At 68.3% G+C, this 24,305-nt stretch carries 22 protein-coding genes; 15 read left to right on the top strand and 7 right to left on the bottom strand.

Annotated features, from left to right (window positions below):
• Positions 1-56 precede the first annotated feature (56 nt).
• The 3 genes from CACI_RS32405 to CACI_RS32395 all read left to right on the top strand — a co-directional run bounded on the left by CACI_RS32405 (position 57) and on the right by CACI_RS32395 (position 3,766).
• Positions 57-923: an alpha/beta fold hydrolase gene (locus CACI_RS32405; RefSeq protein WP_015795118.1), complete on the top strand. Its 867-nt coding sequence runs from the start codon at positions 57-59 to the stop codon at positions 921-923.
• Positions 924-1,162: 239 nt separating this feature from the next.
• Entirely contained in the window at positions 1,163-2,026 is an 864-nt protein-coding gene (locus CACI_RS47255; protein ID WP_015795117.1) for an SRPBCC family protein, read from the top strand.
• A 387-nt stretch (positions 2,027-2,413) separates the two neighbouring features.
• The gene (locus CACI_RS32395) at positions 2,414-3,766 is read left to right on the top strand and encodes an MFS transporter (RefSeq protein WP_143765466.1); all 1,353 of its coding nucleotides are present in this window, start codon (positions 2,414-2,416) and stop codon (positions 3,764-3,766) included.
• Here the strand turns inward: CACI_RS32395 and CACI_RS32390 are convergent.
• Positions 3,753-4,628 (bottom strand): NmrA family NAD(P)-binding protein, encoded by an 876-nt coding sequence (locus CACI_RS32390; RefSeq protein WP_041542859.1) that lies wholly within the window; start codon positions 4,626-4,628, stop codon positions 3,753-3,755. The two genes, CACI_RS32395 and CACI_RS32390, sit on opposite strands and share 14 nt — an antisense overlap.
• Before the next feature lie 106 nt (positions 4,629-4,734).
• Here CACI_RS32390 and CACI_RS32385 point away from each other — a divergent pair, with 106 nt between their 5' ends.
• Both CACI_RS32385 and CACI_RS32380 read left to right on the top strand, forming a co-directional pair.
• Positions 4,735-5,427: a TetR/AcrR family transcriptional regulator gene (locus CACI_RS32385; protein WP_015795114.1), complete on the top strand. Its 693-nt coding sequence runs from the start codon at positions 4,735-4,737 to the stop codon at positions 5,425-5,427.
• Positions 5,428-5,500: 73 nt separating this feature from the next.
• Positions 5,501-5,941: a hypothetical protein gene (locus CACI_RS32380; RefSeq protein ID WP_015795113.1), complete on the top strand. Its 441-nt coding sequence runs from the start codon at positions 5,501-5,503 to the stop codon at positions 5,939-5,941.
• A 64-nt stretch (positions 5,942-6,005) separates the two neighbouring features.
• Here CACI_RS32380 and CACI_RS32375 read toward each other — a convergent pair whose 3' ends face one another.
• Positions 6,006-7,190 (bottom strand): AI-2E family transporter, encoded by a 1,185-nt coding sequence (locus CACI_RS32375; protein WP_015795112.1) that lies wholly within the window; start codon positions 7,188-7,190, stop codon positions 6,006-6,008.
• A gap of 217 nt (positions 7,191-7,407) precedes the next feature.
• On the opposite strand from CACI_RS32375, the gene CACI_RS32370 reads away from it, so the two are divergent.
• Positions 7,408-8,103 (top strand): NAD(P)-dependent oxidoreductase, encoded by a 696-nt coding sequence (locus CACI_RS32370; RefSeq protein WP_015795111.1) that lies wholly within the window; start codon positions 7,408-7,410, stop codon positions 8,101-8,103.
• A gap of 133 nt (positions 8,104-8,236) precedes the next feature.
• Here the strand turns inward: CACI_RS32370 and CACI_RS32365 are convergent, their stop codons facing one another.
• Positions 8,237-8,659: a DUF7144 family membrane protein gene (locus CACI_RS32365; RefSeq protein ID WP_143765465.1), complete on the bottom strand. Its 423-nt coding sequence runs from the start codon at positions 8,657-8,659 to the stop codon at positions 8,237-8,239.
• Between the two features lie 433 nt (positions 8,660-9,092).
• Here CACI_RS32365 and CACI_RS32355 point away from each other — a divergent pair, with 433 nt between their 5' ends.
• From CACI_RS32355 to CACI_RS32325, 7 genes are all read left to right on the top strand, one after another.
• On the top strand, positions 9,093-10,037 hold the full coding sequence (locus CACI_RS32355) for an ABC transporter ATP-binding protein (RefSeq protein WP_015795109.1): 945 nt from the start codon (positions 9,093-9,095) through the stop codon (positions 10,035-10,037).
• On the top strand, positions 10,034-10,861 hold the full coding sequence (locus tag CACI_RS32350) for an ABC transporter permease (RefSeq protein WP_143765464.1): 828 nt from the start codon (positions 10,034-10,036) through the stop codon (positions 10,859-10,861). The genes CACI_RS32355 and CACI_RS32350 overlap by 4 nt, the downstream gene beginning before the upstream one ends.
• A gap of 25 nt (positions 10,862-10,886) precedes the next feature.
• Complete coding sequence (locus CACI_RS32345; protein ID WP_049871772.1) at positions 10,887-12,116, top strand: sensor histidine kinase; 1,230 nt, start codon at positions 10,887-10,889, stop codon at positions 12,114-12,116.
• Entirely contained in the window at positions 12,113-12,787 is a 675-nt protein-coding gene (locus CACI_RS32340) for a response regulator (RefSeq protein WP_015795106.1), read from the top strand. The genes CACI_RS32345 and CACI_RS32340 overlap by 4 nt, the downstream gene beginning before the upstream one ends.
• Before the next feature lie 61 nt (positions 12,788-12,848).
• On the top strand, positions 12,849-15,569 hold the full coding sequence (locus CACI_RS32335; protein WP_041540576.1) for an alpha/beta fold hydrolase: 2,721 nt from the start codon (positions 12,849-12,851) through the stop codon (positions 15,567-15,569).
• Positions 15,562-16,506, top strand: coding sequence for an ABC transporter permease (locus CACI_RS32330; protein ID WP_015795104.1), 945 nt, complete (start codon positions 15,562-15,564; stop codon positions 16,504-16,506). Before CACI_RS32335 ends, CACI_RS32330 begins: the two co-directional genes overlap by 8 nt.
• 215 nt (positions 16,507-16,721) lie before the next feature.
• On the top strand, positions 16,722-17,282 hold the full coding sequence (locus CACI_RS32325) for a carboxymuconolactone decarboxylase family protein (RefSeq protein WP_015795103.1): 561 nt from the start codon (positions 16,722-16,724) through the stop codon (positions 17,280-17,282).
• Between the two features lie 111 nt (positions 17,283-17,393).
• On the opposite strand, the gene CACI_RS32320 is transcribed toward CACI_RS32325, so the two are convergent.
• Complete coding sequence (locus CACI_RS32320) at positions 17,394-18,026, bottom strand: hypothetical protein (protein WP_015795102.1); 633 nt, start codon at positions 18,024-18,026, stop codon at positions 17,394-17,396.
• Between the two features lie 451 nt (positions 18,027-18,477).
• On the opposite strand from CACI_RS32320, the gene CACI_RS32315 reads away from it, so the two are divergent.
• A complete protein-coding gene (locus tag CACI_RS32315) occupies positions 18,478-18,918 on the top strand; it encodes a MarR family winged helix-turn-helix transcriptional regulator (RefSeq protein ID WP_015795101.1) in 441 nt (146 codons plus the stop codon).
• A gap of 450 nt (positions 18,919-19,368) precedes the next feature.
• Here CACI_RS32315 and CACI_RS32310 read toward each other — a convergent pair whose 3' ends face one another.
• Both CACI_RS32310 and CACI_RS32305 read right to left on the bottom strand, forming a co-directional pair.
• Entirely contained in the window at positions 19,369-20,025 is a 657-nt protein-coding gene (locus CACI_RS32310; RefSeq protein ID WP_015795100.1) for a hemerythrin domain-containing protein, read from the bottom strand.
• Positions 20,022-20,909, bottom strand: a complete 888-nt coding sequence (locus tag CACI_RS32305; RefSeq protein ID WP_015795099.1) for an NAD(P)H-binding protein — start codon at positions 20,907-20,909, stop codon at positions 20,022-20,024. Before CACI_RS32305 ends, CACI_RS32310 begins: the two co-directional genes overlap by 4 nt.
• 425 nt (positions 20,910-21,334) lie before the next feature.
• On the opposite strand from CACI_RS32305, the gene CACI_RS32300 reads away from it, so the two are divergent.
• The gene (locus CACI_RS32300) at positions 21,335-21,967 is read left to right on the top strand and encodes an NAD(P)-dependent oxidoreductase (protein ID WP_015795098.1); all 633 of its coding nucleotides are present in this window, start codon (positions 21,335-21,337) and stop codon (positions 21,965-21,967) included.
• 492 nt (positions 21,968-22,459) lie between these two features.
• Here CACI_RS32300 and CACI_RS53705 read toward each other — a convergent pair whose 3' ends face one another.
• Positions 22,460-24,298, bottom strand: coding sequence for a BTAD domain-containing putative transcriptional regulator (locus CACI_RS53705; RefSeq protein WP_083795896.1), 1,839 nt, complete (start codon positions 24,296-24,298; stop codon positions 22,460-22,462).
• Between the last annotated feature and the right edge of the window lie 7 nt (positions 24,299-24,305).

Raw genomic sequence — 24,305 nt, 5'->3', positions numbered from 1 at the left:
GCTTGTCATGGCTTTGCGACGCCGCTAGGAAACGGGGCAGTAGAAAAGAGCGACCGATGTTCGAAGATTTCGAGACCGAGGTGGTGCAAACCGGCCAGGCCTCTATCTTCGTCCGGTACGGGGGCGAAGGGCCGCCGGTGTTGCTGCTGCATGGGCATCCGCGTACTTCGGCGACCTGGTACGAGGTCGCGCCGGCGATGGTGCGGCGCGGCTACCGGGTCGTCTGCGCCGATCTTCGAGGATATGGGCGCTCGCGCGGTCCTGCACCAACCGCTGACCACACTGCCCACTGCAAGCGGGCAGTCGCCGACGATCTGGTCGCGGTCATGCGGCACCTGGGCTTGGACCACGAGGGCTTCGCTCTGGCCGGTCACGACCGGGGCGGTGCGGTGGCACTCCGGTTGGTCTTGGACTACCCGGAGCTGGTGCGCCGGGTGGCTTTCCTGGACTGTCTGCCGATCAGTGAGCATCTCAACCGCATTTCCGCGCGGTTTGCGACGGCGTGGTGGCACTGGTTCTTCTTCGCTCAGCCGGACATTCCCGAGCGGGTCATCACAGCCGATCCCGATCGCTGGTATCAGGGAGATCCGGCTCAGATGGGAGTGGAGAACCATCGGGAATGGCGCGAGGCAGTTCGCGATCCCGATGTCGTGCGGGCCATGTTGGAGGACTACCGCGCCGGCCTGACCGTTGATCGGCGCGACGAAGAAGCCGATCGGGCGGCCGGAAACCGGGTCCGCTGCCCGGCGCTGGTGCTCTGGTCGCTGCGCGACGATCTGGAGGATCTGTATGGTGACCCGCTGCGCATCTGGCGCGACTGGGCCGACGATGTCCGTGGGCACGGTATCGACAGTGGACACCACATGGCCGAACAAGCTTCGGATGAGCTGACCGCAGCGCTCGACTCGTTCATGAGGGAGTAGCGAGGAGGATCCGCCAGGGTCACCGGCCGAGCCACTTCAATGAGATGAGAACGGGCACCATGGGCACTGACCTGCAGGAAGTCCCTCTCCGTGCGTTCTGGCCTAGATCGCGGACAAGTCTGTTTGCCCTGTGATCGGTCGGGCACCTGGGGTCAGCGACGCGGTACCGCGTCCTTCGCCGGCCGATGCACCCCCGCGGTCGGCAGCTTCGCGAAGTCGAAAAGCGTAACGGAGACACCATGAGTGACGTGACCGAATCGGTCGATGTAAACGTGCCTGTCAGCACCGCCTACAACCAGTGGACCCAGTTCGAGTCGTTCCCGCTGTTCATGGAAGGCGTGGAGTCGGTGACCCAGACCGACGAACTCCACACCCACTGGGTGACCTCTGTCGGCGGGGCGCGCCGGGAGTTCGATGCGAAGATCACCGAGCAGTATCCCAATGAGCGCATCGCTTGGAACAGCGTGGGCGGGGACGCCGGCCACGCCGGTTTGGTGACCTTCCACCAACTGTCCGCCGAGCAGACCCGCGTCACCGTTCAGCTGGTGTGGGAGCCGCAGGGCGTGGTGGAGAAGGTCGGCAGCATGCTGCATCTGGACGCCCACCAGATCAAGGCGGACACCAAGCGGTTCAAGGAGTTCATCGAGCAGCAGGGCGCTGCGCAGGGCGGCGACATTGTGGAGATCTTGCTGAGCCAGCACGAAGAGGTCAAACGTAAGTTCGTCCAGGTCCTGTCCGCGACCGGTGGGGAGCGGGGGCGGCTGTTCAGCGAGCTGGCGGACCTGCTGCACACTCACGAGACCGGCGAGCAGCAAGTGGTGCATCCGGTGACTCGCCTGAACGTGACCGGCGGCCGCAAAATCGCCGCGGACCGGCTCGAGGAAGAGCAGAGAGCAGACCAGGCACTGGGTGAACTCAAGTCCATGGGGGTCGACCACCCGGACTTCGCCATCAAGCTCGACACGTTCCACCAGGCTGTGCTGGCTCACGCCACCGCCGAAGAGGAGCAGGAGTTTCCACGCCTGACGCAGCTGCCCCCGCACCGCCGGCAGGCGATGGCCGTGGAGCTGCGCGCTGTGCAGAGCAGCTCGATTCCGAACTAGAAGCCCGGCCCTGCGGCTCTCAGCTCCGCCGGTCCGCCCGCGCACCAGCCCTAGAGCTGCGTCGAGGAAGCGGATCGGCGGAGCTCATCAAATTTCTGCTGCGGCCGACGCTCGCATACCGCACCGGTAGGTGACGATCCTCGCGGCCACGGGCAGACGGCACTCGTAGGCCAGCTCCCAGCGCGGCGAGGAGCGGCACCGTCAACATCTGGCTGCTGATGCCCACGATGCCGCTCACGGCGGACATCGACACTCCGCTGTCTTACGCGGCCTGGAGTGGATTGCTGTCTTACGCAGCCTCGAGTGGATTCGCCGCCGCACTCAGTGCAGCGATCGTCCACCTCAGCCGCGGTGAATAGTGTGCTCGCTCCGGGGCACCCGCTCGCCGTGTCCGTCAACGCCCGATCACAACAGGCTGATTCGTCCGACTCGCCCGATTCATTCGACGCCGAGCGCGGTCCGTCCAGGCCGTGGCGCGCTGATTTCCGCTCGGTGTGGGCCGGCGAGACCGTCTCGCTCATCGGCAGCCAGGTCTTCCAGCTGTGCCTGCCGCTGACCGCGGTGCTGGTGCTGAAGGCATCGCCCGGTCAACTGGGCGTTCTTGGAGCGCTGGTCTACGCGCCGTGGCTGGTTCTGGGCCTCGTTGCCGGATGGCTGGTCGATCGCTGGCAGCGTCGCGCGGTGCTGATCATCTCCGATCTGGGCCAGTCGGTCGCGGTGGGGGCGATCCCGATCCTCGCCGTGCTGGGCCGGTTGTCCTTCGGCTGGCTGCTCGGATTGGCCGGGCTGGCCGGAGTGTTCCGCGTCTTCTTCACCGTCGCCTACCGGTCCTATCTCCCGCAGATCGTTCCCTCTGCTCACTTGGCGATGGCCAACTCCCGTCTGACGGCAAGCGAGTCGGTGGCGGAGATCGGCGGACCGGGGCTGGGCGGCGTGCTGGCTCTGATCGTCGGCGCGCCGTTCGCCCTGGCCGCGGATTCGGTGTCCTACCTGTTCTCAGCCGCAGGCTTCGCACGGGTACGGCGGCGGGAGGTTCCTGCCGCACCTGCCGATGGGAGCGCCTTGTCGCACATCGCAGAGGGCTTCCGCTTCTCGTTCGGCAACGCCTACCTGCGAGCCTTCGTCGGGGAGGCGGCCAGCTACAACCTCTTCTGGCAGATGGCTCAGACGGTGTTGGCGCTGTTCGCCGTCACGCAGATGGGAATGAGCGCCGGAATGCTGGGCGTGACCCTCGCGATCGGGGCGGTCGGGGCCCTCGCAGGCTCCGCCGTGACGGTGCCGGCTGCTCACCGACTGGGCCTGAACCGGACCTTGATCGGCTCCGCCGTCATCGGCGATCTGGCTCCGCTGGCGTTGCCCGCCGCGCAGCGCGGGATGTGGGCCGTACCGCTGTTCGCGGCCGCCTTCCTCGTCCAGGGCTTCGGGATCACCGCCTGCAACGTTCACGTCATGACCGTGCGTCAGACGCTCACACCTCCGCACCTCCTCGGTCGGGCCAACGCGGCCTACATGTTCGTGGCCCAAGGCGTCAAACCTGTAGGCGCACTGCTCGGAGGCTGGCTCGGCACTCTGGCGGGCCCGCGAACCGCGCTGGCCGTCGCCGCCCTGGGATTGTTGAGCACGAGCCTGTTCCTGGTCTTCTCGCCGTTGCGGAGGATCAAAGATCTGGACGACATCACAGCGCCGCCCCTCAGACGCTGGTCCTCGGGTGGTGATTCTCGGCGCATCAGCGGGAGGTGAGTTCGGCGAGTTCGGCGGCGATGGATTCGGCCAGGGTCGTCGTTGGTCGTCCGATCAGGCGGCGGAGGTCGCCGCCGGTGTCGGCGAGTTCGCCGCGGTCGATGGCAGCCTCGGTCGCGGTGAACACGCTGAGCATCGGTGTCGGCAGTCCGAGGCCGGCGAGGAAGTCCTCGTAGTCGGCAGGCGGGAGTTGCCGGTAGGGAACGGTCGAGGCGGTCTGGCGGGAGATTTCGGCAGCATACTCCTCCAGGCTCCATGCGGTGTCGCCGCTGAGTTCGTACACGTTGTTCTCGTGGCCCGCGCCGACCAGGACCACTGCGGCGGCTTCGGCGTAGTCGGCGCGGGCGGCGGTGGCCAGACGGCTGGCGGGCGCGGCGGCACCGACGACTGCGCCGTGGTGCAGAGCCGCGGTCAGCTGGCTGGTGTAGTTCTCGGTGTACCAGCCGTTGCGCAGAAGCGTGAACGGAAGTCCGGACTCGAGGAGCGCCTGCTCCGTGACGTGGTGGTCGTCGGCGACCGGGAAGTTCGCCGATGGGCCGCCGAGGATGCTGGTGTAGGCCAACTGGGCTATGCCGGATGATTTGGCGGCGGCGATGACGTTCGCGTGCTGGGTCAGACGGGCTCCGAACTGGTTACCAGAGATGAGCAGAACGCGGTCGCCGGCGCCGAAGGCCCCGGCCAGTGACGCCGGGTCGTCGTAGTCTGCGACCCGGACTTCGATCCCGTGCTCGGCGGGATGTGTGGCGCGCGAAGCGTTCCGGACCACGACGGCGATCTGGTCGGCATCGACGCGGTGGAGCAGGTGGCGAACAACGAGCTGACCGAGCTGGCCGGTGGCTGCTGTGACGACGTACACAGGCATCTCCAAGGTTTCGGCGAGGACTGGCATGCGGGGCTGGCCAGGTTCGCTAAACTACAACGGAAGGTGCAACTAAGTAAAACGATGACTGCAAATTTGAGAGGTGGACATGCCGGGACCTGGGCCAACGCATTCCCAGCCGCGCGGCGGCCGGATCGCCAAGCGCGCGGCGATCATCGACGGCGCCCGCGCCGTTTTCGGCCGCGACGGCTACACGCGCGCGTCCGTCGACGCCATCGCCGCTCAGGCCGGGGTTTCCACCCGCACTGTCTACAACCACTTCGGAGACAAGGAGCACCTGTTCGCTGAGGTCGTCACCGGAGGCGCGACCGATGTGCACAGCGCCCTGTCCGCCCATACCGCAGCCCGTCTGACTCCTGTCACGGATGCCGCGCAGATAGAGGGAGCCCTCGTCGCGCTCGCCCGCGACTGGGTCGCCACGATGGACCTCTTCCCGGCCCACTTCGCCGTCGCTCGCCAAGTCGCCGCCGAGTCAGCGCATCTGGACCCCCGACTCGTCGAGGCTTGGTACGAGAGCGGACCGCTGGCAGCGCGCACCGACCTGGCGCGCCATTTCGACCGCCTGGCCCGGTCCGGCCTGCTGCGATCAGACGATCCCGACCGGACCGCACGGCATTTCCATCTGTTGGCCTTCGCCGAGATCACCGAGCGCTCAGGCAACGGCGCGGTCCCCCTGCCCGAGGCGGAGACCGAGCTGATCATCGCCTCCGGGGTGCGCGCCTTTCTGACCGGCTATCAGAAGGAGCAAGGCCGCCAGATTCCTCAACCACCTGGCCAATAAGCGCATCGCCGTCCGATCGTCTATCCGCATGAGACCACCGGCGAGAAGCCGCCCGGCGGGCTAGTCTGCTCCGGTGACTCTCCTTGACGACGTGGCCGAACGCGACGGCTGGCGATGCTGGGTGTGCGACGAACCGGTCGACCCCGACATGTCGGTGAACGACCCGCGGGGGCCCAGCGTCGACAGCCGAACCGCCGACCGGAAGGCCAAGGTCGCCGAACGGCTCGCACACCGCGGGTGCAACACCCGTAAGGGCGCGGTCCAGGCGGTCATCGCCTGGCCGGACGACCTGTACGTCGTCGAACCCGCACCGCTGATCACCGTCGCCGAGAGGCTGGAGCGCAAGGGAGGCCGCGAGGTGGTGGGCCGTTGTCCGACCAAGCAGGACGCTCAAGCGGCGGCGGAGTGGCTGACGGACCGGTTCTCCCGACTGGTGCCGGGGCTGCCGGTGACCGCCGGCATCGAGGCCGGCGGCGGCCAGTTCCTCGTCATCCTGTCCACCGCCCGCCGCTGACCGGTACCTGGACGCCGTCAAGTTCAACGGCCGGCTCGCGACGTGACCTGGGCGCCAACCCCGCCTAAACGGCCTGGTCGCGTTTGGGGAAGACCACTTCCTGGAGTATGAGACTGATCGCGGTGGCGGTCGGTACCGCGATCAGGGCGCCGACCAGGCCCATCAGGGTTCCCATGACCAGCACCGCGATCATGGTCGCGATGGGGTGGATCCGCACTGTGTACTTCATCGTCAGCGGATTGATCAGGTGGTCTTCGGCGAACCGGAACAGGGTGTAGAAGACCAGCGAGGCCACGGCGGTCGGCACCGAGACCGACAGCGCGACCAGGCTGACCGCGGCGCCCCCGACCGTCGAGCCGATGACCGGGACCATGTCCATGATGGCGACCAGGAAGCCAAGCACCGCCGCGTACGGCACGCCGACGGCCATGCACCAGATGAAGGTGGCCAGTCCGGCCAGCGCCGAGGTCGCCAGGTTGGCGAGCATGTACCGGCCGACTTGCAGCAGGATCTGGTTGGTCAGGTCCGCGCTGCGGGGGCGGTTGCGCGCACTGACGAACCGCAGCCCGAAGTCCCTCACCGCGGGCATCCCGACGAGGAAGTAGATCGTCAGGGTGATGACGATGAAGGTCGAGGTGACCGCGCCGACGATGATCTGCCCGGCGGTCAGCAGACCGGAGACGAGTTTGCCGGAGGCGTCACCGGAGGCGAATTGCGCCTTGGCCTTCGCGACCAGGTGGTAGCGGTCCTCGATCTTGCCCAGCTGCGAGTGGTGGTCGTGAATCTCCTGCAACCACGTGGGGATCTCCTTGGTCAGGGCAGTGATCTCGTTGCTCACCGGCGGGATCACCAGAGCGAGGAAGCCGCCCAGCACGGCGGTGAATCCGACCAGCACCACAGCGACCGCCAGGCCGCGGCGCAGCCGGAGCCGCACCAGGCCCACCACGATCGGCTCCAGACTGACGGCGAGAAACGCCGAGAGCAGGACCAGAACCAAAACCTGCGCGGATCGCAGGATCGCCTCCGCAGTCGCATACGCCAGGATCGCCCCGGCGGTGAACCCGTAGCCGATCTGGAACCAGGACCGCTGCGCAGGAGGCCGCCGTGTGACCCGCCCCGGAATCCACAGCCGCTGACCTGCCGGCGCATCCGGCTCCTCCGGCGATCGCCCTACGCCGGATTCTGTCGCGCGCAGACCTTCACGCCCCGCCACGGTCGCCGATGGCAGAACCGTCCCTCCCTCAGTCATGCCCGACCCTCTCCCCTTGAAGTGGCGATACCTGCGACGTCACAAAACCCCGGTTGGCTCTGGTGTCCTGACTGCTCAAGATCAAACGTGATGGGGGCTCCAGACGAGGGCCGGTGCCCGATGCCGCGTGCATGGGATACTATGACTCTCATAGCTTATCGAACTCGTACTATTTGGCTGACGCCCGTGTTTTGGGCAGGCCAGAAGGAGCTTGGCCATGAGGATCACTGTTTTCGGAGCTCACGGGCTTACCGGACGGCAATTGACCCGGCAAGCGCTCGACGCCGGATACGACGTCACGGCCGTCACCCGCAGGCCCGCTGAGTACCCGATCAGCGACGATCACCTGAACGTGGCGCCGGCGGACGTCTACGACTCCGAGGCTGTCGACCGTGCGCTCGACGGTGCCGACGTGGTGCTCTCCACACTCGGAGTGCCCTTCACCCGCAAGCCGATCGATATCTACAGCCAGGGCACCCGCACCATAGCCGCCGCGATGCCTCGGCACGGAATCAAGCGTCTGGTGGTGATCAGCTCAAGCGCCACCGAGCCGCACCACCACGCGGACGGCGGGTTCCTCCTCAACCGTGTCCTGCAGCCGCTGGTCACCAGGACGATCGGCAAAACGACCTATGCCGACATGCGCCGCATGGAAGACCTGGTCCGCACCAGCGGCCTGGAGTGGACGATCATGCGGCCGTCGGGCCTGTTCGACGCCCCTGACGTGACGGCCTACCAGCTGTATGAGGATGAGGCACCCGGCATCTTCACCAGCCGCGCCGACCTCGCCGCCAGCATGCTGGCGCAGGTCACCGATACCCGATTCCTGCACAAGGCCGTCGCGGTCACCACCTCTGAAGGAGCTCCCACCCTGCTGCAGATGATGCGTCGTGAGGCGTTCAAGAAGGACTGACGATCTCGGGTGAGCGACGAACGACTTCCCGAAAGCGAACGACGCCACCGGGCTGCTTGTTCGTGGCCGGCTCGCTCGCCGGTCCTGGCGCCTGGCGATAGCTTGGCTCGTCCCGATCGGTGCGTTCCGGCACCTACCTGCGCACGGGATCGAACCGGCCCAGCGTCCAGATCGCCAACAGATCGAGCGTCATGACACTGATGGACCACCACGGGTAGTACGGGATGAACATGAACTGGGAGATCAGGCTCGCTGCGGCCGTCAACAGCCCTGCGGTCCGCGCCCAGGGCGCCCCCGCCAACACTCCGACGCCGGCGATCCCCACCGCGACCCCGATCACCAGGTTGATCCAACCCCAGGCAGTCAGGTCGAACCGGTAAGCGTAGCCGCCCGCAAGGTGGAACAGGCTGTCCTCGGCGATACCGGTGACGCCGAGAAGCACGCTCAGAGAGCCACCGATCACCAACCACACGCCGGCCAACGCCGGACCGGCCGCCGGCGCGCCGTCTCGCACAGCTCCCGCGTCCCGCTGCGCTCTCGGAGGGACCTGGACCATGGCCATCACCTTCCAGGACTCGGCTCGTACCAGTCGGCCGTCGACCGGCGGCGGCAACCGCACGTATCCGGACCGGTTCCAGCCTGGTCCGCCGCCCCGCGGACCGCGACAGCTGTACACCCGCCCGGGGCATCCGCCAGCCCAGATGCCTTGCGTAGTCCGGCGTCAATGAGGTCGTTGGTGCGCACCGCAACTTTTGACCTCCGATGGCCTATGCCGTCACGAAGGTATCTGTGTCGCCGGAGTGCACGAAGTACCCCGACAAGATGACCGTGCTCGACGGAGTCCCAGCCACGCACCATCAAAGGCTCCGGGTCGTCCAGTCGGAGGACCCGGCCGGCGCGAGGATAGGCGTCTGGGATGATCCGCTGGGGGATGCCGTCCTCGTACGGTCGAGGGGACGCGCGAGTGGCGCGGCGACGAGGGAGGCGCAGTGATCGAGGCTCGGGGTTTGACGAAGCGCTACGGCGACAAGCTCGCGGTGGACGGGCTGAGCTTCACCGTGCGGCCGGGGATGGTGACCGGGTTCCTGGGCCCGAACGGGGCCGGGAAGTCGACGACGATGCGGATGATCCTGGGACTGGACGTGCCGACCTCGGGCACGGTGACGGTCAACGGCCGGTCTTATGCCGAGCACGCTCGTCCGCTGCACGAGGTCGGCGCGCTGCTGGAGGCGCGGGCGGTGCACCCCGGGCGCTCGGCCCGCAACCACCTGCTGGCGATGGCGGCCACGGCGGGAATCCGGCGCGCCCGGGTCGAGGAGGTCATCGACATGGTCGGGCTCGCGGAGGCGGCGGACCGGCGGGTGGGATCCTTCTCCCTCGGCATGGGGCAGCGGGTCGGGATCGCCTCGGCGCTGCTGGCCGATCCCGACACGCTCATCTTGGACGAACCGGTCAACGGGCTCGATCCCGACGGGGTGCGGTGGATCCGCATCCTGCTGAAGGGTCTGGCCGACGAGGGCCGCACGGTGTTCCTCTCCTCGCATCTGATGAGCGAGATGGCGCTGACGGCGGACCATGTGATCGTCGTGGGCCGGGGGCGGCTGCTGCGCGACCAGTCGATGGCCGAGTTCATCGCCGAGGCCTCGACCAACCTGGTCAAGGTGCGATCCCCGCAGGCCGCGCAATTGGCCGCGCTGCTCGGCGGCGCCGGCGTCACCATCCACAACGTGGCCGAGGACACGCTCGAGGTCGCGGGGCTGACCAACGAGCAGATCGGCACGTCGGCCGCCTCGGCACAGATCACGCTGTACGAGCTGACGCCGGCAGCGGCGTCGTTGGAGGAGGCTTACATGGCTTTGACCCAGGACGCCGTCACCTACCGATCCTCGGTCGGCCCGCAGGTCCGCGAATTCGAGTCGGCGGTGACCGCGTGAGCGTCCCCGTGCTCGAGAACCCCGGCGTGGCCGGCGCGCGGGCGCGCACCGAGTCAGAGCCCGTGAGCCTGCGGCGGGCGATCGCCTCGGAGTGGATCAAGTTCCGCACGCTGCGCTCGACGTGGGCCGTGCTGGGCGTGGCGATGGTCGCGATGGTGGCCATCGGCCTCATCGTCGCGTACAACACCCGGCATCTGACCAGCAACCTCCAGGCGAACGACATCGCGCCGTCCTCGACGCTCCAGGGCTACTACCTCGGGCAGCTGCTGATCGGCGCGCTCGGTGTTTTGTTCGTCTCTGGCGAGTACAGCACGGGGATGATCCGGGCGACGCTCGCGGCGGTTCCCCGGCGGATCCCGGTGATCTGGGCGAAGCTCGCGGTGTTCGTCGGCGTGGTCGCCACCTCGATGATCGTCATGTCCTTCGTGGCGTTCCTCGCCGCCCAAGGCCTGCTCTCGCACTACCGGCCCGGCTACTCCCTGTCCGACCCGGGAGTGCTGCGGGTGGTGCTGGGCACGGGCGTCTACCTGACGTTGATCGGCGTGGTCGGCGGTATTCTGGCCTGGATCGTGCGCAGCACACCCGGCGCGCTGACCGCCTTCGTCGGCGTCGTGTTGGTCGTGCCGGTGCTGTTCGAGGACACGCTGGGAAACTGGGGCAAGAACGTGGGCAAGTTCCTGCCCGGGTCCGCGGGAGGCGCCTTCGCCTCGAGCCTGCCCGAGGGCTACGCCCTCACCCCCGCATGGGGATTCGTGGTACTGCTCGGCTGGGTGGTCCTCGGACTGGCGGCCTCGGCGATCCTGCTTCGCCGACGCGACGCGTGAGATCGGCTTAGAGAAAAGGGCGTCTGTGGCCACCGTGGCAACCTCGCAGGCCCCGGCGTTGCGTGCGCTGATCAGTCGGAAGGCGGTTCTGCCCGCGGTCGGCTGGTCGGCGCCGCGGCGTGCCGGAGGCGTTCTCGTGCTGTTCGACAGCCTCACGGCCGTGCTCGGAGCGGGAGCCTGCGTACTGATCGACCTGCTCGTGCGCGGCCATCCCGCGAACGCGGGCGTGTGGGACGCACTGCTTGTGCTTCCACTGGCCGCCCGCCGCGCCCGCCCCGCCGCTGCGGCCGCCGTGCTCGCCGCCGTCTGCCTGGCCCAATGGCGCTTCGGCTCTCCGGAGATCGGGGATTTCGCCGTGCTCGCCGCGCTGTACAGCCTGGGCGCTCACGAACGGCGCCGCGGCGTGCTGCTGACGGGGATCGCGGTCGCCGTACTCGGCGTGATCATGGCCTTGAGTCGGTGGGAGACATCCGGCAACCCCCTGCTGGTCGGCGCCACCGCGACCGGGACGGTCACGGCCGCGTGGATCGCCGGCATTTACACGAGCATGCGCCGTGCCTACGTCGAGTCGATACACCAGCGGGCACAGGCCGCGGAACGCGACCGCGACAGCCGCGCCCGCATCGCCGTGGCGCAGGAACGCACCCGCCTCGCCCGAGAGATGCACGACGTCATCGCGCACAGCTTGTCCGTGATGATCACCCTGAACGACGCCGCGGCCGCGGTCGAGCCCTCGCAGTTGGCCCGCGACACGATCGCGCAGGCCTCGGACGTGGGCCGGCAAGCCCTCGGCGAGATGCATAGGATGCTCGGCGTGCTCCGGGGCGAGGAGGACTCCGCCTACGAACCGCAGCCCGGCCTGGGCGACCTGCCCGCACTCGCGTCGCTGGTGCGTGCCGCCGGCTTCGAACTCGAACTGGTCACCGCCGGCGACCTGGAGAGCCTTGCCCCGACAGCCCAACTCGCGATCTACCGGATCGTCCAGGAGAGCCTGACGAACGTGATCAAGCACGCCCGTCGTGTGACGAAGGTGCTCGTGGAGGTCAGCCACCACGCATCGCTGGTGGACCTGCGCGTGGAGAACGACGGTTCCCCCGTGGCCGCGCCGGCCGCGACCGCCACCGGCCACGGATTGCACGGGATGAACGAGCGGGCCGCGCTCTACGGCGGCGAAGTGCGGGCCGCCCCGCTCGCCGCCGGCGGCTGGTGCGTGCGGGCTCGGCTGGCCGTGGACCACCCGGCGGGACCGCGATGACGGGCGTAAGCGTGCTGCTGGCCGACGACCAGCCCCTCTCGCGCCACGGCCTCGCCATGATCCTCCAAGCCCAGGGAGACATCGAGGTCGTCGGTCAGGCGGCGGACGGCGTCGAAGCCGTAGAGCTGGCCGCCGCCCTCCAGCCCGCGATCGTGCTGATGGACGTGCGCATGCCCCGGCTCGACGGCATCGCGGCCACCCGGCAGATCATCGCTCGAGCGCTGCCCACGAGGGTCATCGTGCTCACGACCTTCGACCTCGACGATTACGCCTTCGAGGCCCTGCGCGCCGGCGCGAGCGGCTTCCTGTTGAAGAACTCCAGGCCCGACGACCTCGCCGCCGCCATCCGGGCGGTGGCCGCGGGAGACGCCGTGATCGCCCCGTCCACCACCAGGCGCCTGCTCGACGCCTACGCCGACCGGTTCACCGCGCCGTCGGACCCTCCCGCCGGAGCATCAGACCCCTCCGCGCCGCTTGAGAGCCTGACCCGCAGAGAGCGCGAGGTCTTCGATCAGATGGTGTCCGGGCTGACCAACAAGGAGATCGCGCAGCAGTTGGCCCTCTCGGAGACCACCGTCAAGACCCACGTCGTGCGCATCCTGGCCAAACTCGCCGTACGAGACCGGGTCCAGGCCGTCATCTACGCCTACGAGACCGGATACATCCACTGAATCTGAACGTGAACCGCACCGGGATCTCGCCAGGCTTTCCCGGCAGGATGGCTGTGATCGTGTGCTGGCTTCGGCAGTGAGGGACATTGTGCGCGTGCGTCGAAGATGGGTTGTGTGGGGTGCCGCTGCCGTAGTGGCGGTGGTCCTCTGCGGCGCTGCGGTGTCGGCGGCCGCCGGCTCGACCCCGGCCGTACGGACCCAGGCGTTGCGTATCACCGGCACGCCGGACCCCGACGGCTCGCCGGTCTCCTTGGACGCCACTTTGTACGTGCCCGCGGGTGCGTCCGCGAGTCATCCGGCGCCGGCGGTCGTGCTCGCGCACGGGTTCGGCGGCAGCAAGAGCGACGAGGACGCGGATGCGCGTTTCCTGGCGCAGCACGGCTACGTCGCCCTCGCCTACTCGGCGCGCGGCTTCGGAGCATCCGGAGGCCAGATCGCCGTGGACTCCCCTGACTACGAGGTGCGCGACGCGTCGAAGACCATTGATTTCCTCGCCTCGCTTCCGGAGGTGCTCAAGGACGCGCCCGGCGACCCGCGCGTGGGGTTCACCGGGCCGTCCTATGGCGGTGCTCTCTCGCTGCTGGCGGCCGGCTACGACCACCGCATCGACGCGATCGCTCCGGAGATCACGTGGAACGATCTGAATCAGGCACTGTTTCCGCAGGATGGGAGCGGGCCGGGAGCCGCGCAGGCCGGAGTGTTCAAGAAGGTGTGGGCCGGGGAGTTCTTCGGCGCGGGCACCACTCCGCTCAGCGGGCAGGCCGCGACGGTGTGCGGGCGCTTCACCGCCGCGATCTGCGCGGGTTACCAGCAGAGCGCGACCACCGGAGTCGCCTCGCCCACGCTGCGCTCTCTGCTCGCGGCATCGAGCCCGGACTCGGTGACCTCGCGCATCAATGCCCCGACGCTGCTGGTCCAGGGCGAGGACGATTCGCTGTTCCCGCTGAGCGAGGGCGATGCCAACGCCCGGCAGATCGCCGCGCACGGCACGCCGGTCAAGGAGCTCTGGTACAGCGGCGGCCACGACGGCGGCACCGACGCCGACGGCGACCGCCTGCGAAGCCTGACGCTCTCCTGGTTCGACAGGTATCTCAAGCACGACGGCTCGACGCCTGACACGGCGTTCCAGTTCATCCGCACCGGCAGCGCGCTCTCGTCCGAGAACTCCTCGCCGACCTCGTCGGTGGTGACCGCCTCCGGGCCCGCGACGACGAGCACCGTCACGCTGCACGGTACGGCCCAGGGCATCGTCTCGCCGCCCGGAGGCAATCCCGCGGCGGTCACCGGACTGCCCGGGCTCAGCGGCGTTCTGGGTGAACTCGGCTCGGCCGTGAATCTGCCCACCCCGCCCGGACAGCAGGCGACCTTCGAAAGCGCGCCCTTGGGCAACGCCGTCGATGTCGTCGGCGGGCCGAGCGTCTCGCTTACCGTCTCCACAGACGCGCCGGACGCGACGTTGTTCGTCAAGCTCTACGACGCGGCGCCGGACGGAAGCGCCATGGTGCTGCCGAATCAACTGCTCGCGCCGATCCGCGTGACCGGATCGTCCACCGGCGCCACGATCCGGATCACGCTGCCGGAAATCGTGCACGACTTCCCGGCGGGGCACCGGCTGATGCTGGCCGTCTCCTCCACCGACCTGGCATATCAGTCCCCGGCGACAGCACACACCTACAGCGTCGCGCTCGCCGGCGGCGGCGTCCTGAATCTGCCCGATGTGCCCGGCGCGGCCGGCGGCGGCCTCGCGGCGCTCTGGGCCGTCGCGGCCGCCGTCGCCTTCCTCATCGCCGCCCTCGCTGTGCTGGGGTATGTCCGCCGCCGCGCCCGGACCCGGGAAGCTGAGGTGGATCCGGAACTAGCGGATGTGCCGGTGGTCTTGTCGCATCTCGGCAAGGCCTACGGCGGCGGGTTTCGCGCCGTGACCGACGTGTCCTTCCGGGTCGAGCGCGGCCAGGTGCTCGGGCTGCTCGGTCCCAACGGCGCCGGCAAGACGACGGCGCTGCGCATGCTCATGGGCCTGATCCACCCCACCGAGGGCGAGATCCGCGTCTTCGGCCACCGGATCACCCCCAGCGCCTCCGTGCTCTCCCGGGTCGGCGCGTTCGTCGAAGGGCCCGGATTCCTGCCCCACCTGTCCGGCCGCGACAACCTCGAGCTCTCCTGGGCCGCCGCCGGGCGTCCGTCCGGCGACGCCGACCTGGAGGCCGCGCTGGAGCTGGCAGGGCTCGGCGAAAGCATCGAACGCAAGGTCAAGACCTACAGCCAGGGAATGCGCCAGCGCCTGGCCGTCGCACAGGCCATGCTCGGCCTGCCCGACCTGCTCGTTTTGGACGAGCCCACGAACGGGCTCGACCCGCCGCAGATCCGCGAGATGCGCGAGGCGCTGCGCCGCTACGCCGCCACCGGCCGCACAGTCGTCGTCTCGAGCCATCTGCTCGCCGAGGTCGAACAGACCTGTACCCACTGCGTCGTCATGGCCAGGGGACGCCTCGTGGCGCAGGGTTCGGTCACCGAACTGCTCTCCGCCGCCACCTCCGTCGCCGTCGCCATCGATGTCGGCCCGGGTGAGTCGGCGCGGGCGCACAAGGTGCTCACGGAAATGGCCGGGATCGCAGGAGTGACATATGACGACGACCGGTTGACCGTGCGGCTCGAAGGGCTGCGGCCGTCGGCGGCCGTCACCGCGCTCGTCGGCGCCGGACTCGCGGTCGAGCGCATCGCGCCACAGAACCGCCTGGAAGATGTCTTCCTCGACCTGGTAGAGGAGCGGCAAGGTGTCTGACGAGCCCGAGATCCCGCACGCGTCAACGTATCAGGGCGCGCATACCCTTCTCAGTGCCGCGGCCGCCCCGGCCTTCGCTCTGGCGCCAAGCGGCGCGGCGCCGGGCTTCGACCCGCGGCGCACCCTGCCACTGCGGGTGGAATTGCGCCGCCAGCTCGGCCGGCGCCGCACCCAGGTGGCCTTCGGCCTGCTGGCCGTCCTGCCGCTGATCCTGGTGGCCGCGTTCAAGTTCGGCAACCCGACGAACGACAGCGGACGGCCGGGCACGGTCGATCTGGTAAGCCTGGCGACCGTCGGCGCGCCGAACTTCGTCGCGTTCACTCTCTTCGCCACCTCCGGATTCGGGCTCGTCGTGATCGTCGCGCTGTTCTGCGGGGACACCGTGGCCAGCGAGGCGAACTGGTCGAGCCTGCGCTACCTGTTGGTGACCCCGGTACCCCGCTCGCGCCTGCTGCGCCAGAAGTTGATCGTCGCCCTGGCACTGTCCGCGGCCGCGATCGTCGTCCTGCCGATCGTGGCGCTCGCGGCCGGATGGGCGGCATTCGGCTGGGCGCCGGCCCGCTCGCCACTGGGCACCTCGCTGCCGACAGCCGCCGCACTCACGCACCTCGCGGTCGTAGTCGGCTACCTCGCGGTCTCGCTGCTCTTCGTCGCCGCCGTCGGCTTCGCACTGAGCACCTATACCGACGCCCCCCTCGGCGCAGTCGGCGGCACCGTCATGCTGGTGATCGTCTCCAACATCCTCGACACCGTCACAGCCCTCGGCAGCGTGCGCGCGATCTTGCCGACGCACTACTCCTACGCCTGGCTCGACGCCCTGAGCCCCACGATCAACTGGGACGCAATGAGCCGGGGCGCACTCTCCTCCCTCGCCTACAGCCTCGTGTTCTTCACCCTGGCCTGGCACAAGTTCCTGCGGAAGGACATCACCAGCTGAGCCTCGCTGAGCGTGACCCGCTTTTCCTGCCGGACGGTCTTCCCACGCGGCTGCCTTGGAACCGCGGACGCTCAGCCCGTCCCGCGCTGGAATGACGGAATAGACCGAGCCTCGACTTCTCCGATCGTGCCCTATTCCACCGGCAGCATGGCTCGCCGTACCTCTCGCCGCTATCTTGACCAACGACGATTCTCGCCGAGCGGGAGGTACCGGGCATGGCGTACATCGATCTTGGACTGGATGAGCACGAGTTCCCGGGTATCACCGGGCTACTGGCGTTCCGCCCGGAGACGGCCAAACCGTTCCGCGATCTTCTCAATATCCTTCTGCACGGCCCGCATTCCCTGTCGGCCGGCGAGCGTGAGCTCATCGCGGCATACGTATCAGGACTCAACGAATGCGTGTTCTGCTGCACCTCGCACTCCGCCTTCGCCGCCGCACAGCTCGACGAGGGAAGGCCACTGGTCGAGCAGGTGTTGGCGAACCTGGACTCGGCGCCGATCTCCTCGAAACTGCGCGCCCTGCTCCGCATCGCCGGTGCCGTGCAGCAAAGCGGGCGCAACGTGACCGAGAGGCTCGTCGAGGACGCGCGGGCCGAAGGCGCGACCGACCTCGAAATCCACGACACCGTACTGATCGCGGCAGCGTTCTGCCTTGCCAATCGCTACGTCGACGGCCTCGGAACCATCCTCGGCGACGACGCGCACTACACGGAGACAACGAAGCGCATCGTCGAATCGGGATACACAGGCCGGCGGGTTCCCAGCAGCCGCTGATAACGGTCACGGACCCGCCTCGACCGCCGGAACAGTTTCGGCCGACCACCCGGAGCAGGGCTGTTTGCCACTAGCGTCGTCGGAACCCTGCTGTTGACCGGCCACCACTTCCTACTTCCCAGCTCCGGTGACCGCCAGTGCCGTGGTCCAGTTGGTGGCGATCGCCTGTTGCGCCGCCGCGAGTGTCACCTTGTGTGCGCACACCGCCTTGTGCAGCGCGTTCTCCACGCTGTCCTTCGGGTTGGGCAGGGTGCCCGGTTCCGGCCACAGGTTCGCGGTGTCGTTGCTGCCGCCGAGTTCGAGGCTGACCAGGTGGTCGAGTTCGCTCTTCGTGTTGTCGGGGACGCCGTAGGCGGTGTACAGGGCGTGCTTGATCTTGTCTGTCGCGGAGGTTGCGGGGCGAATCTTCGTTGTGTAGCCGGTTGTGCAGATTGTGGAGTCGATGTTCGCCTGGGTCACGCTGTCCTGGACTGCGCCCGGGGTGCAGGATGCGTCGGGGCGGTAGCTTTTGGGGTCGTTGCCGCCCATGTGGCAGTGCAGGTTGGGCGGGACGGTGCCGACTTGACTTGGCGCGAGGCGAGAACGGGCCAGGGGTGCGTTCGCGCCGCCGCCGACGGGGGCGTGGTTGCTTGGGGCTGATCCGCTCGGGGTGTTCTGAGCGCCGCCCAGGGCGGTGCTCTTGCAGCCGACGCAGCACATTGCGACGGTGGCGCAGGCTATGAGGGTCTTACGTATGGCGTGCATCAGCTGCCCTTTCGGCCACGGCTTGGCGAATACGCCGGGTTTGCTTGGTCGCGCACTTCTGCGATTCATCGCCCTATACCGCGAATGCCGATGACGAACCGTCATCCGACGGACGCGGCGTGAAAGACTGGGCGAACACGGGAAGACCGTTCCAGCGCGTCATAGTGAACCACGGTTCTGGGGCAATCGGGCAGTGATCCGGTGCGGACGGGGTTCGATGAAGGACTCTGATCGTGACGTTGCCCTGTGGTCGACGGCTTCGACGAAACGCCGCGACATTCCTGGCGCACGTTCGACATCACGTACATTTCGATCAGCGAATTAGGGCTCGTGGCTGTTTTGCCATCGGTGCTGCTGCATATACAATAGTAAAGATATCTGACTGGTTTGGGTGACCCCTGGCAGGGCGAACGCTCTGGTGGGCCAGGCGAGCGACGGAGCCGAGGGCGGCATGGACGACGAGCAACGGGTTGATCTAGGGGTGTCGTTGTTCATCCCGTACCGGTACACCGAGGACCGGCTTTTCCGGGCCCTGCAGGATGCCGGGTTCGACGACTGGACGCTCGCCCAGTGCCGAGTCTTCCAGCGCGTCGCCCCGAGCGGCTCGCGTCTCAAAGACCTCGCCGACCAGGCGCAGATGACCAAGCAAAGCGCCAGCGTGATGATCGACCAGCTCGAAAACCTGGGCTACGTCCGCCGGCTCCCCGACCCCGCGGACGGTCGTGCCCGGCTGATCGTGATCGAGGAACGCGGCCGGCGCGCGATCGAGGTGGTCAGGGCCACGCTTGACGAGATCTACACGGAGTGGAAGACCTACCTGGGCACCCGCAACTTCACGTTGCTGCACCAGATCCTCGATCAACTCCGTGAGATCACCGACCCCTACGCCTGACAGCCTCCACCCGACCGGCCATCATCAATGATCCTGACGATACCCCGGTCTTGTCGGGTGATGGCAACAAGGCGCGGGGCACCGTGGTCCGGCGACCGCCCTGGCGCCCGTAAAGAGCGGACCACCAGTTCCGCGCTGCCTGACTCGCCGCAAATCTGGGTTGCCTCACGGCACAAACGGAACGCGGTGTGTACCCCTGCCCGCTACCGACGCCGGCCTCGAACTGCGGCCTACTCGACCGCGTCCGTAATTGCCCCTCCTCACCGCGCGCTGAGGGCTCAGTCCTCGTAGTGCCGCCCGATCAGAGGCGGCGGGAATACGGTGGTCGCGTCGCGCCCTGCGCGACGCGACGCGGCCACAACTGAACTAGTGCCCAGGTTCTGGGGCGGAGTGCGATGACGGCCTGCTTCAGCCCGTCGTCCACGGGTGTGGTGTCGGGTCGCGGGTCGGTCAGCCGCGGATCGCTGCGGTTTCGCGGGTGAACTGGCGGTGGCCGATCAGCTTGTAGGCCAGGCGGGCCGGAGCTGGAATGACCTGCATGAATCTCTGTCGCTCCGCCTCAGTGGCCTCCTCGGTGATGTGGCCGAGGATGACCAGCCGCCGCGTGAGGGGAATCGCGCTCATGCCGTGCTTGGCGAGCGTGTCCCATTCGCTTTGCGTCACCGTGTCCGAGACGATCGGGAGCAGTTTCTCCTCCTCCTCAGCCAGGTGGGCGATCAGCGTCGGCATCGTGGCTTCGACGCGGGTCGCCATCTGCTCGCCGGCGTCGGCGTCGGCGCTCGTGGTCCATGCCGGCAGTTCCGCTTCGAGAGCCTTGACGGCATCGTCGACCTGCATGTGCTGTGCATCCATCCGGTCCATCAGCTCCGGGTCGAGCGCGGCTCGCTCTCGCAGCAGCGGAAAGAGCAGTTCGTCCTCGCCGGTGTGGTGCGTGTGGAGGAAGTCCAACATCTCGCGGGCATGCGCGCCGATGACTTGGGAACGTGCCCGGTCATTGGCCGCGGAGCGGAACAGTCGGGGCAACTGACCGAACTCGCGACGGAGGACTCGGTGGATCAGAACCATGTCGTGGGTGTCGACGCGCGACGTAGCACCGGAGGCGCTCATCGTGAATCCTCGATGGTCGCGGCGTCCTGGATGGCTTCGGGGCTGGGGAACGCGCCGCGGTGGGCCTTGGCCCAGTCGGTGAAACTGCGGGCCGGGCGGCCGGTGACTGCCGTGACGTCGTCTGTCGGCTTGGCGTTGTACGGCTCCAGGGTGGAGCCGAACAGCTCGACGACGGCCTGCGCCTGCTCCTCGGGCATGCCGTAGGACACCATCTGCGCGACCATGTCGGCCGGGTCGGTTTCGACGTAGCGCAAGTCGCGCCACAGCACCTCGCCCAGGAGCGACACCTGGTCGGCGGCGCTGAGCGGTTCGGGGCCGGTGAGCTCGTAGACGCGGCGGAAGTGGCCGTCCTGGGTGAGGCAGGCCGCGGCGACCGCTGCGATGTCCGCCGGGTCGACGACAGCGGCCCGTCCGGCGGCGAACGGCGCGTACACGACCTGATCGGCCGCGATCATTCCCGCCCAGTTGAGCGCGTTGGACATGAACGCTGTGGGGCGCAGGAACGTCCATGCCAGGCCGCTGTCGCGGATTGCTTCCTCGCCGGCCCGGTGCAAGGTGGTGATCGGGTCGGTGCCGTCGTGTCCGACGTTGCGGACCGAGAGCTTGACGATCCGCTGGACGCCCGCTCGCTGTGCCGCCGCCGCGATCCGGCGATCGTGCGCGGCTATGTGGAGCCCGTCGGTGATCGAGAACACCGCGTGCACACCGTCCAGGACGGGTGCCAGATCGCTGTCGGCGAGGTCGGCGACGACCTTCTGGGCGCCGTCGGGGAAGACCGCGTCAGGATTTCGCGTGAGGACTCGCAGGTGGCCGGCCTGGGCGGGGAGGAGCGCTTTGACGACCTCCGAACCGACGGTGCCGGTGGCTCCGGTGATCAAAATCATGAGTTCTGGTCCTTATTCTCTCGGTCTTGCCGGATGGGAGCGGTCCTCGGGTCGCACCGCCCGCCCCTTCATCGGAGCCTCATCCAAATTGGTCAGCTTTCCTGACTACAATAGGCATGCATCCGAACCACTGGCAACAGCAGCGGGCGCGAGGTCGCCGAGGGCCAGGTGGCGCGAGCGGAACTCTGGCGAGGTCAGGCTGGCATCGTGGGTAGAGAAAGCCGAGTTCATCTAGGTCGCCCCGTCAGCGTCCACGGCAATCTTCTTGCCCGAGCGCTAACGCTCTTGGCGTCGGCAGTGCCTTCGACTCCGATTGACATAGTCAATCTAGCTGACTAGATTATCAATGATCCTGACAGTATTCGGCCGCTGGGCAGGCGCAACACCGGCACGCCCGTACGACCTCGACGAGAGAGGGAAGTATCGTGAAGTTTCTTGTCCTTGGAGCAACCGGACGCACCGGCGTCCTGTTCGTCACGAAGGCGCTCGATGAGGGACACCAGGTCACTGCCCTGGTTCGACGGGCCGGCTCATCCGTTGACCCGCGCGCTCACATCGTTACCGGTGATGTCGCCGACGCGGCCGTGATCGCGAAGGCGGCCCAGGGCCACGACGCGATCATCAGTGCGCTCGGCGTGAAAAGCGCCGGCAAGACCCCGACGCTGATCACCGACATGGTCCAAGCGGTCATCGAGTCCGCGAAGATCTCAGGCGTCGACCGTTTCGTCCTGCTGTCCGCGTTCGGAGTCGGCGACTCCCTCGCGAAGGCCTCATGGCTCGTAGGCCCTCTTTTCCGAACCATGCTTCGGAAGACCTACGCGGACAAGGCCGCCTCGGAGGTGCTCTTGAAGGCCAGCGATCTGAAGTGGACCCTCGAATATCCCGGAGCGTTGAACAACGGCGACAGCACGCACTACAGCACCGTCGCGCTCGAGGATGTCAAAAGGACGCCGATCTTCCCCTCGGCCTCGCGCACGAACGTCGCCGACTTCCTCCTCCGCTCGGCTGTGGGCAACACCTTCATCCGCCAGATCGCAGTAGTCCTCGATGCCAAGTAGTTCACCGACTCGACGCCCCCGCGACCGGCCAGCCACGCGGCGACAGCGGCGCTCGCCCCGTCCGGCAGCATTACGGTTCGAAGGCGTATGTGCTGGCGGTAATCGAGCACACCACCCGGCGGGTACGTGCTCTGGGCGCGACCTTGCACCCCACCTCCGACTGGGTGGTGCAGCAAGCCCCCAGTCCTCCTAGTCAGTGATCCACAGCCGTGGCCCCGTGGGGTTTGCCCACCCTAGGTCCAACGACGCGCTGAGGGCATCAACGCACCCTGAGTCAGGGAACGAAGTTCGACCCCGCACACCCGCCCTTCAGCTGATGTCCTCCGCGCGAGCGAAGACGGTTCGAGCCCCCGCCGGGCCCGAGACGTCCAACTCGAGCTGAACGCCGCCGACATCGTGCGCCGCGACCTCAAGCCTGCGAACATCCCGCTCCATGCGTACCGCGGCCCGCGCGCCGAGGCCCAGGAAGCCCGCGAAGGCCAAGGTCGCGGCTTACAAAACGCGCGAAGCGACCAAGGTGCGCCAGGCATGCCCGTCCAAGCCGGTGGCGGCGGCCTGGGTGGTGATCGCCAGCAGCACGTGATGCTCGGCCTCGAACCACGCCCACGCCCGCGCCGTGCCGGCGAAGTCCTCTGGCGCCGCGCCTGGTTCCGGGGGCGGCAGCACGATCGTCTCCCGCGGGCTGCCGAGCAGGAGGCAGGCCGCGCGTGCGGTGTGCAGGTAGTGGTCGACCATCCGGTGCAGGGCCTGGTGGCGTTCGGGCTCGCTCTCCTGCGTGGCGGCCTGCTCGGCGGCGTAGGCGCGCAGCAGGTCGTGGAAGGCGAACCGTCCGGCCATGTGCTCGGCGAGGAGATGGGCACGGGCCAGCTCCGCCAGCGCCTGGGCGGCGAGCGCGCGGGACGTCCCGGCGAGTCCGGCTGCCGCCGCGACGGTGATGTCCGGTCCCGGATGGAGGCCCAGCAGCCGGAACATGCGTGCCGCGGACGGGCTGAGCTGCCGCAGGGACCAGGAGAACGCGGTGCGCACGCTGCTGGACTGGCCACCGGCGTCCAGCGCGTCCAGCCGGCTCCGCGTGTCGCGCAGTTCTGAGACCAGCGCGTCGAGCGGCAGCAGTGGCCTGATAGTGGCCCGCGCGGCCGTCACCCGCAGCGCCAGCGGAAGACGCGCGCACAGCTTGGTCAGCTCGCCGGCGATCCTCGGTTCGGACGCGAGCCGGCCGCCGAGACTGCGGTTGAGCAGGTCCCTGGCCTCCTGCTCGGCGAGCACGTCGAGCGTGAGCAGGTGTGCGCCCTCCGCCGCGATGAGGTCGGCCAGGTCGGCGCGGCTCGTGATCAGCGCCAGGCAGCCCGGCGACCCGGGCAGCAGCGGACGCACCTGCGCCACGTCGCGCGCATTGTCGAGCACGACGAGGACGCGCTTCCCGGCGAGCAGGCTGCGATAGAGGGCGGCCTGCGCCTCGAGGCTCATCGGGATCTGTTCGGCCGACACGTGAAAAGCGTCGAGGAAGCCGCGGATCGCCTGGGCCGACATCACCGGCCTGCCGGACGGATCAAAGCCGCGCAGGTTCACGTACAGCTGCCCGTCCGGAAACTCCTCGGCGACCTGATGCGACCAGTGCACCGCGAGCGCCGTCTTGCCGACGCCGGCCGTCCCGCCGATCGCCGAGATCACCACGCCGCTCCCGGCACCCGCGGTCTCACCGACCGCCTCGGAAAGGAACGCGAGCTCCGCCTGACGGCCGATCAGGTGGCGCGTCGCCGCGGGAAGCTGCCGCGGCACGACCACCGGATGCGCGGACAGGCCGGCGGGTGCGGCGGGCGCGGCGGGCGCGGCGGCCGTCGGCTTCGCGCGCACGCCGGAACCGCCGCCAAGAATGCGCTGGTGCAGCCGCTGCAGCTCGGCTCCAGGATCGGCTCCCAGCTCGTCGGCGATGATCCGCCGTGCCAGCGTGTACGTGTCCAGCGCCTCTGCCTGACGGCCCGTCGCCTGGAGCGCGCGCATCAGCAGCACCCACATGCGCTCCCGCAGCGGGTGCTCGGCCGTGAGCCTGTGCAGCTCGGGCACCACCTGCGCGTGACCCAGCGCCAGGTCGGCCTCGATCCGCAGCTCCAACGCGTCCAGGCGCAGCTCCTCAAGGCGACTGGACTCCATCGCGACCAGCGGCCCGTGCGGCACGTCGATGAGCGCCGGTCCCCGCCACAGGTCCAGAGCGTCGGTCAGCAACACCCCCGCACGCCGGGGATCGTGCCCGCCGAGCGCTGAACGCCCCTCGGCGAGCAGATCGGCGAACCGGGCTCGTGTCCAGGTCCGCCGGGCCGACCAGCAGCTGATAGCCGGG

This window comes from Catenulispora acidiphila DSM 44928 (genome assembly GCF_000024025.1).
Classification (GTDB): domain Bacteria; phylum Actinomycetota; class Actinomycetes; order Streptomycetales; family Catenulisporaceae; genus Catenulispora; species Catenulispora acidiphila.
The sequence above is the reverse complement of the archived record's forward strand: the minus strand, read 5'-3'. Positions and strand labels throughout refer to the sequence as shown.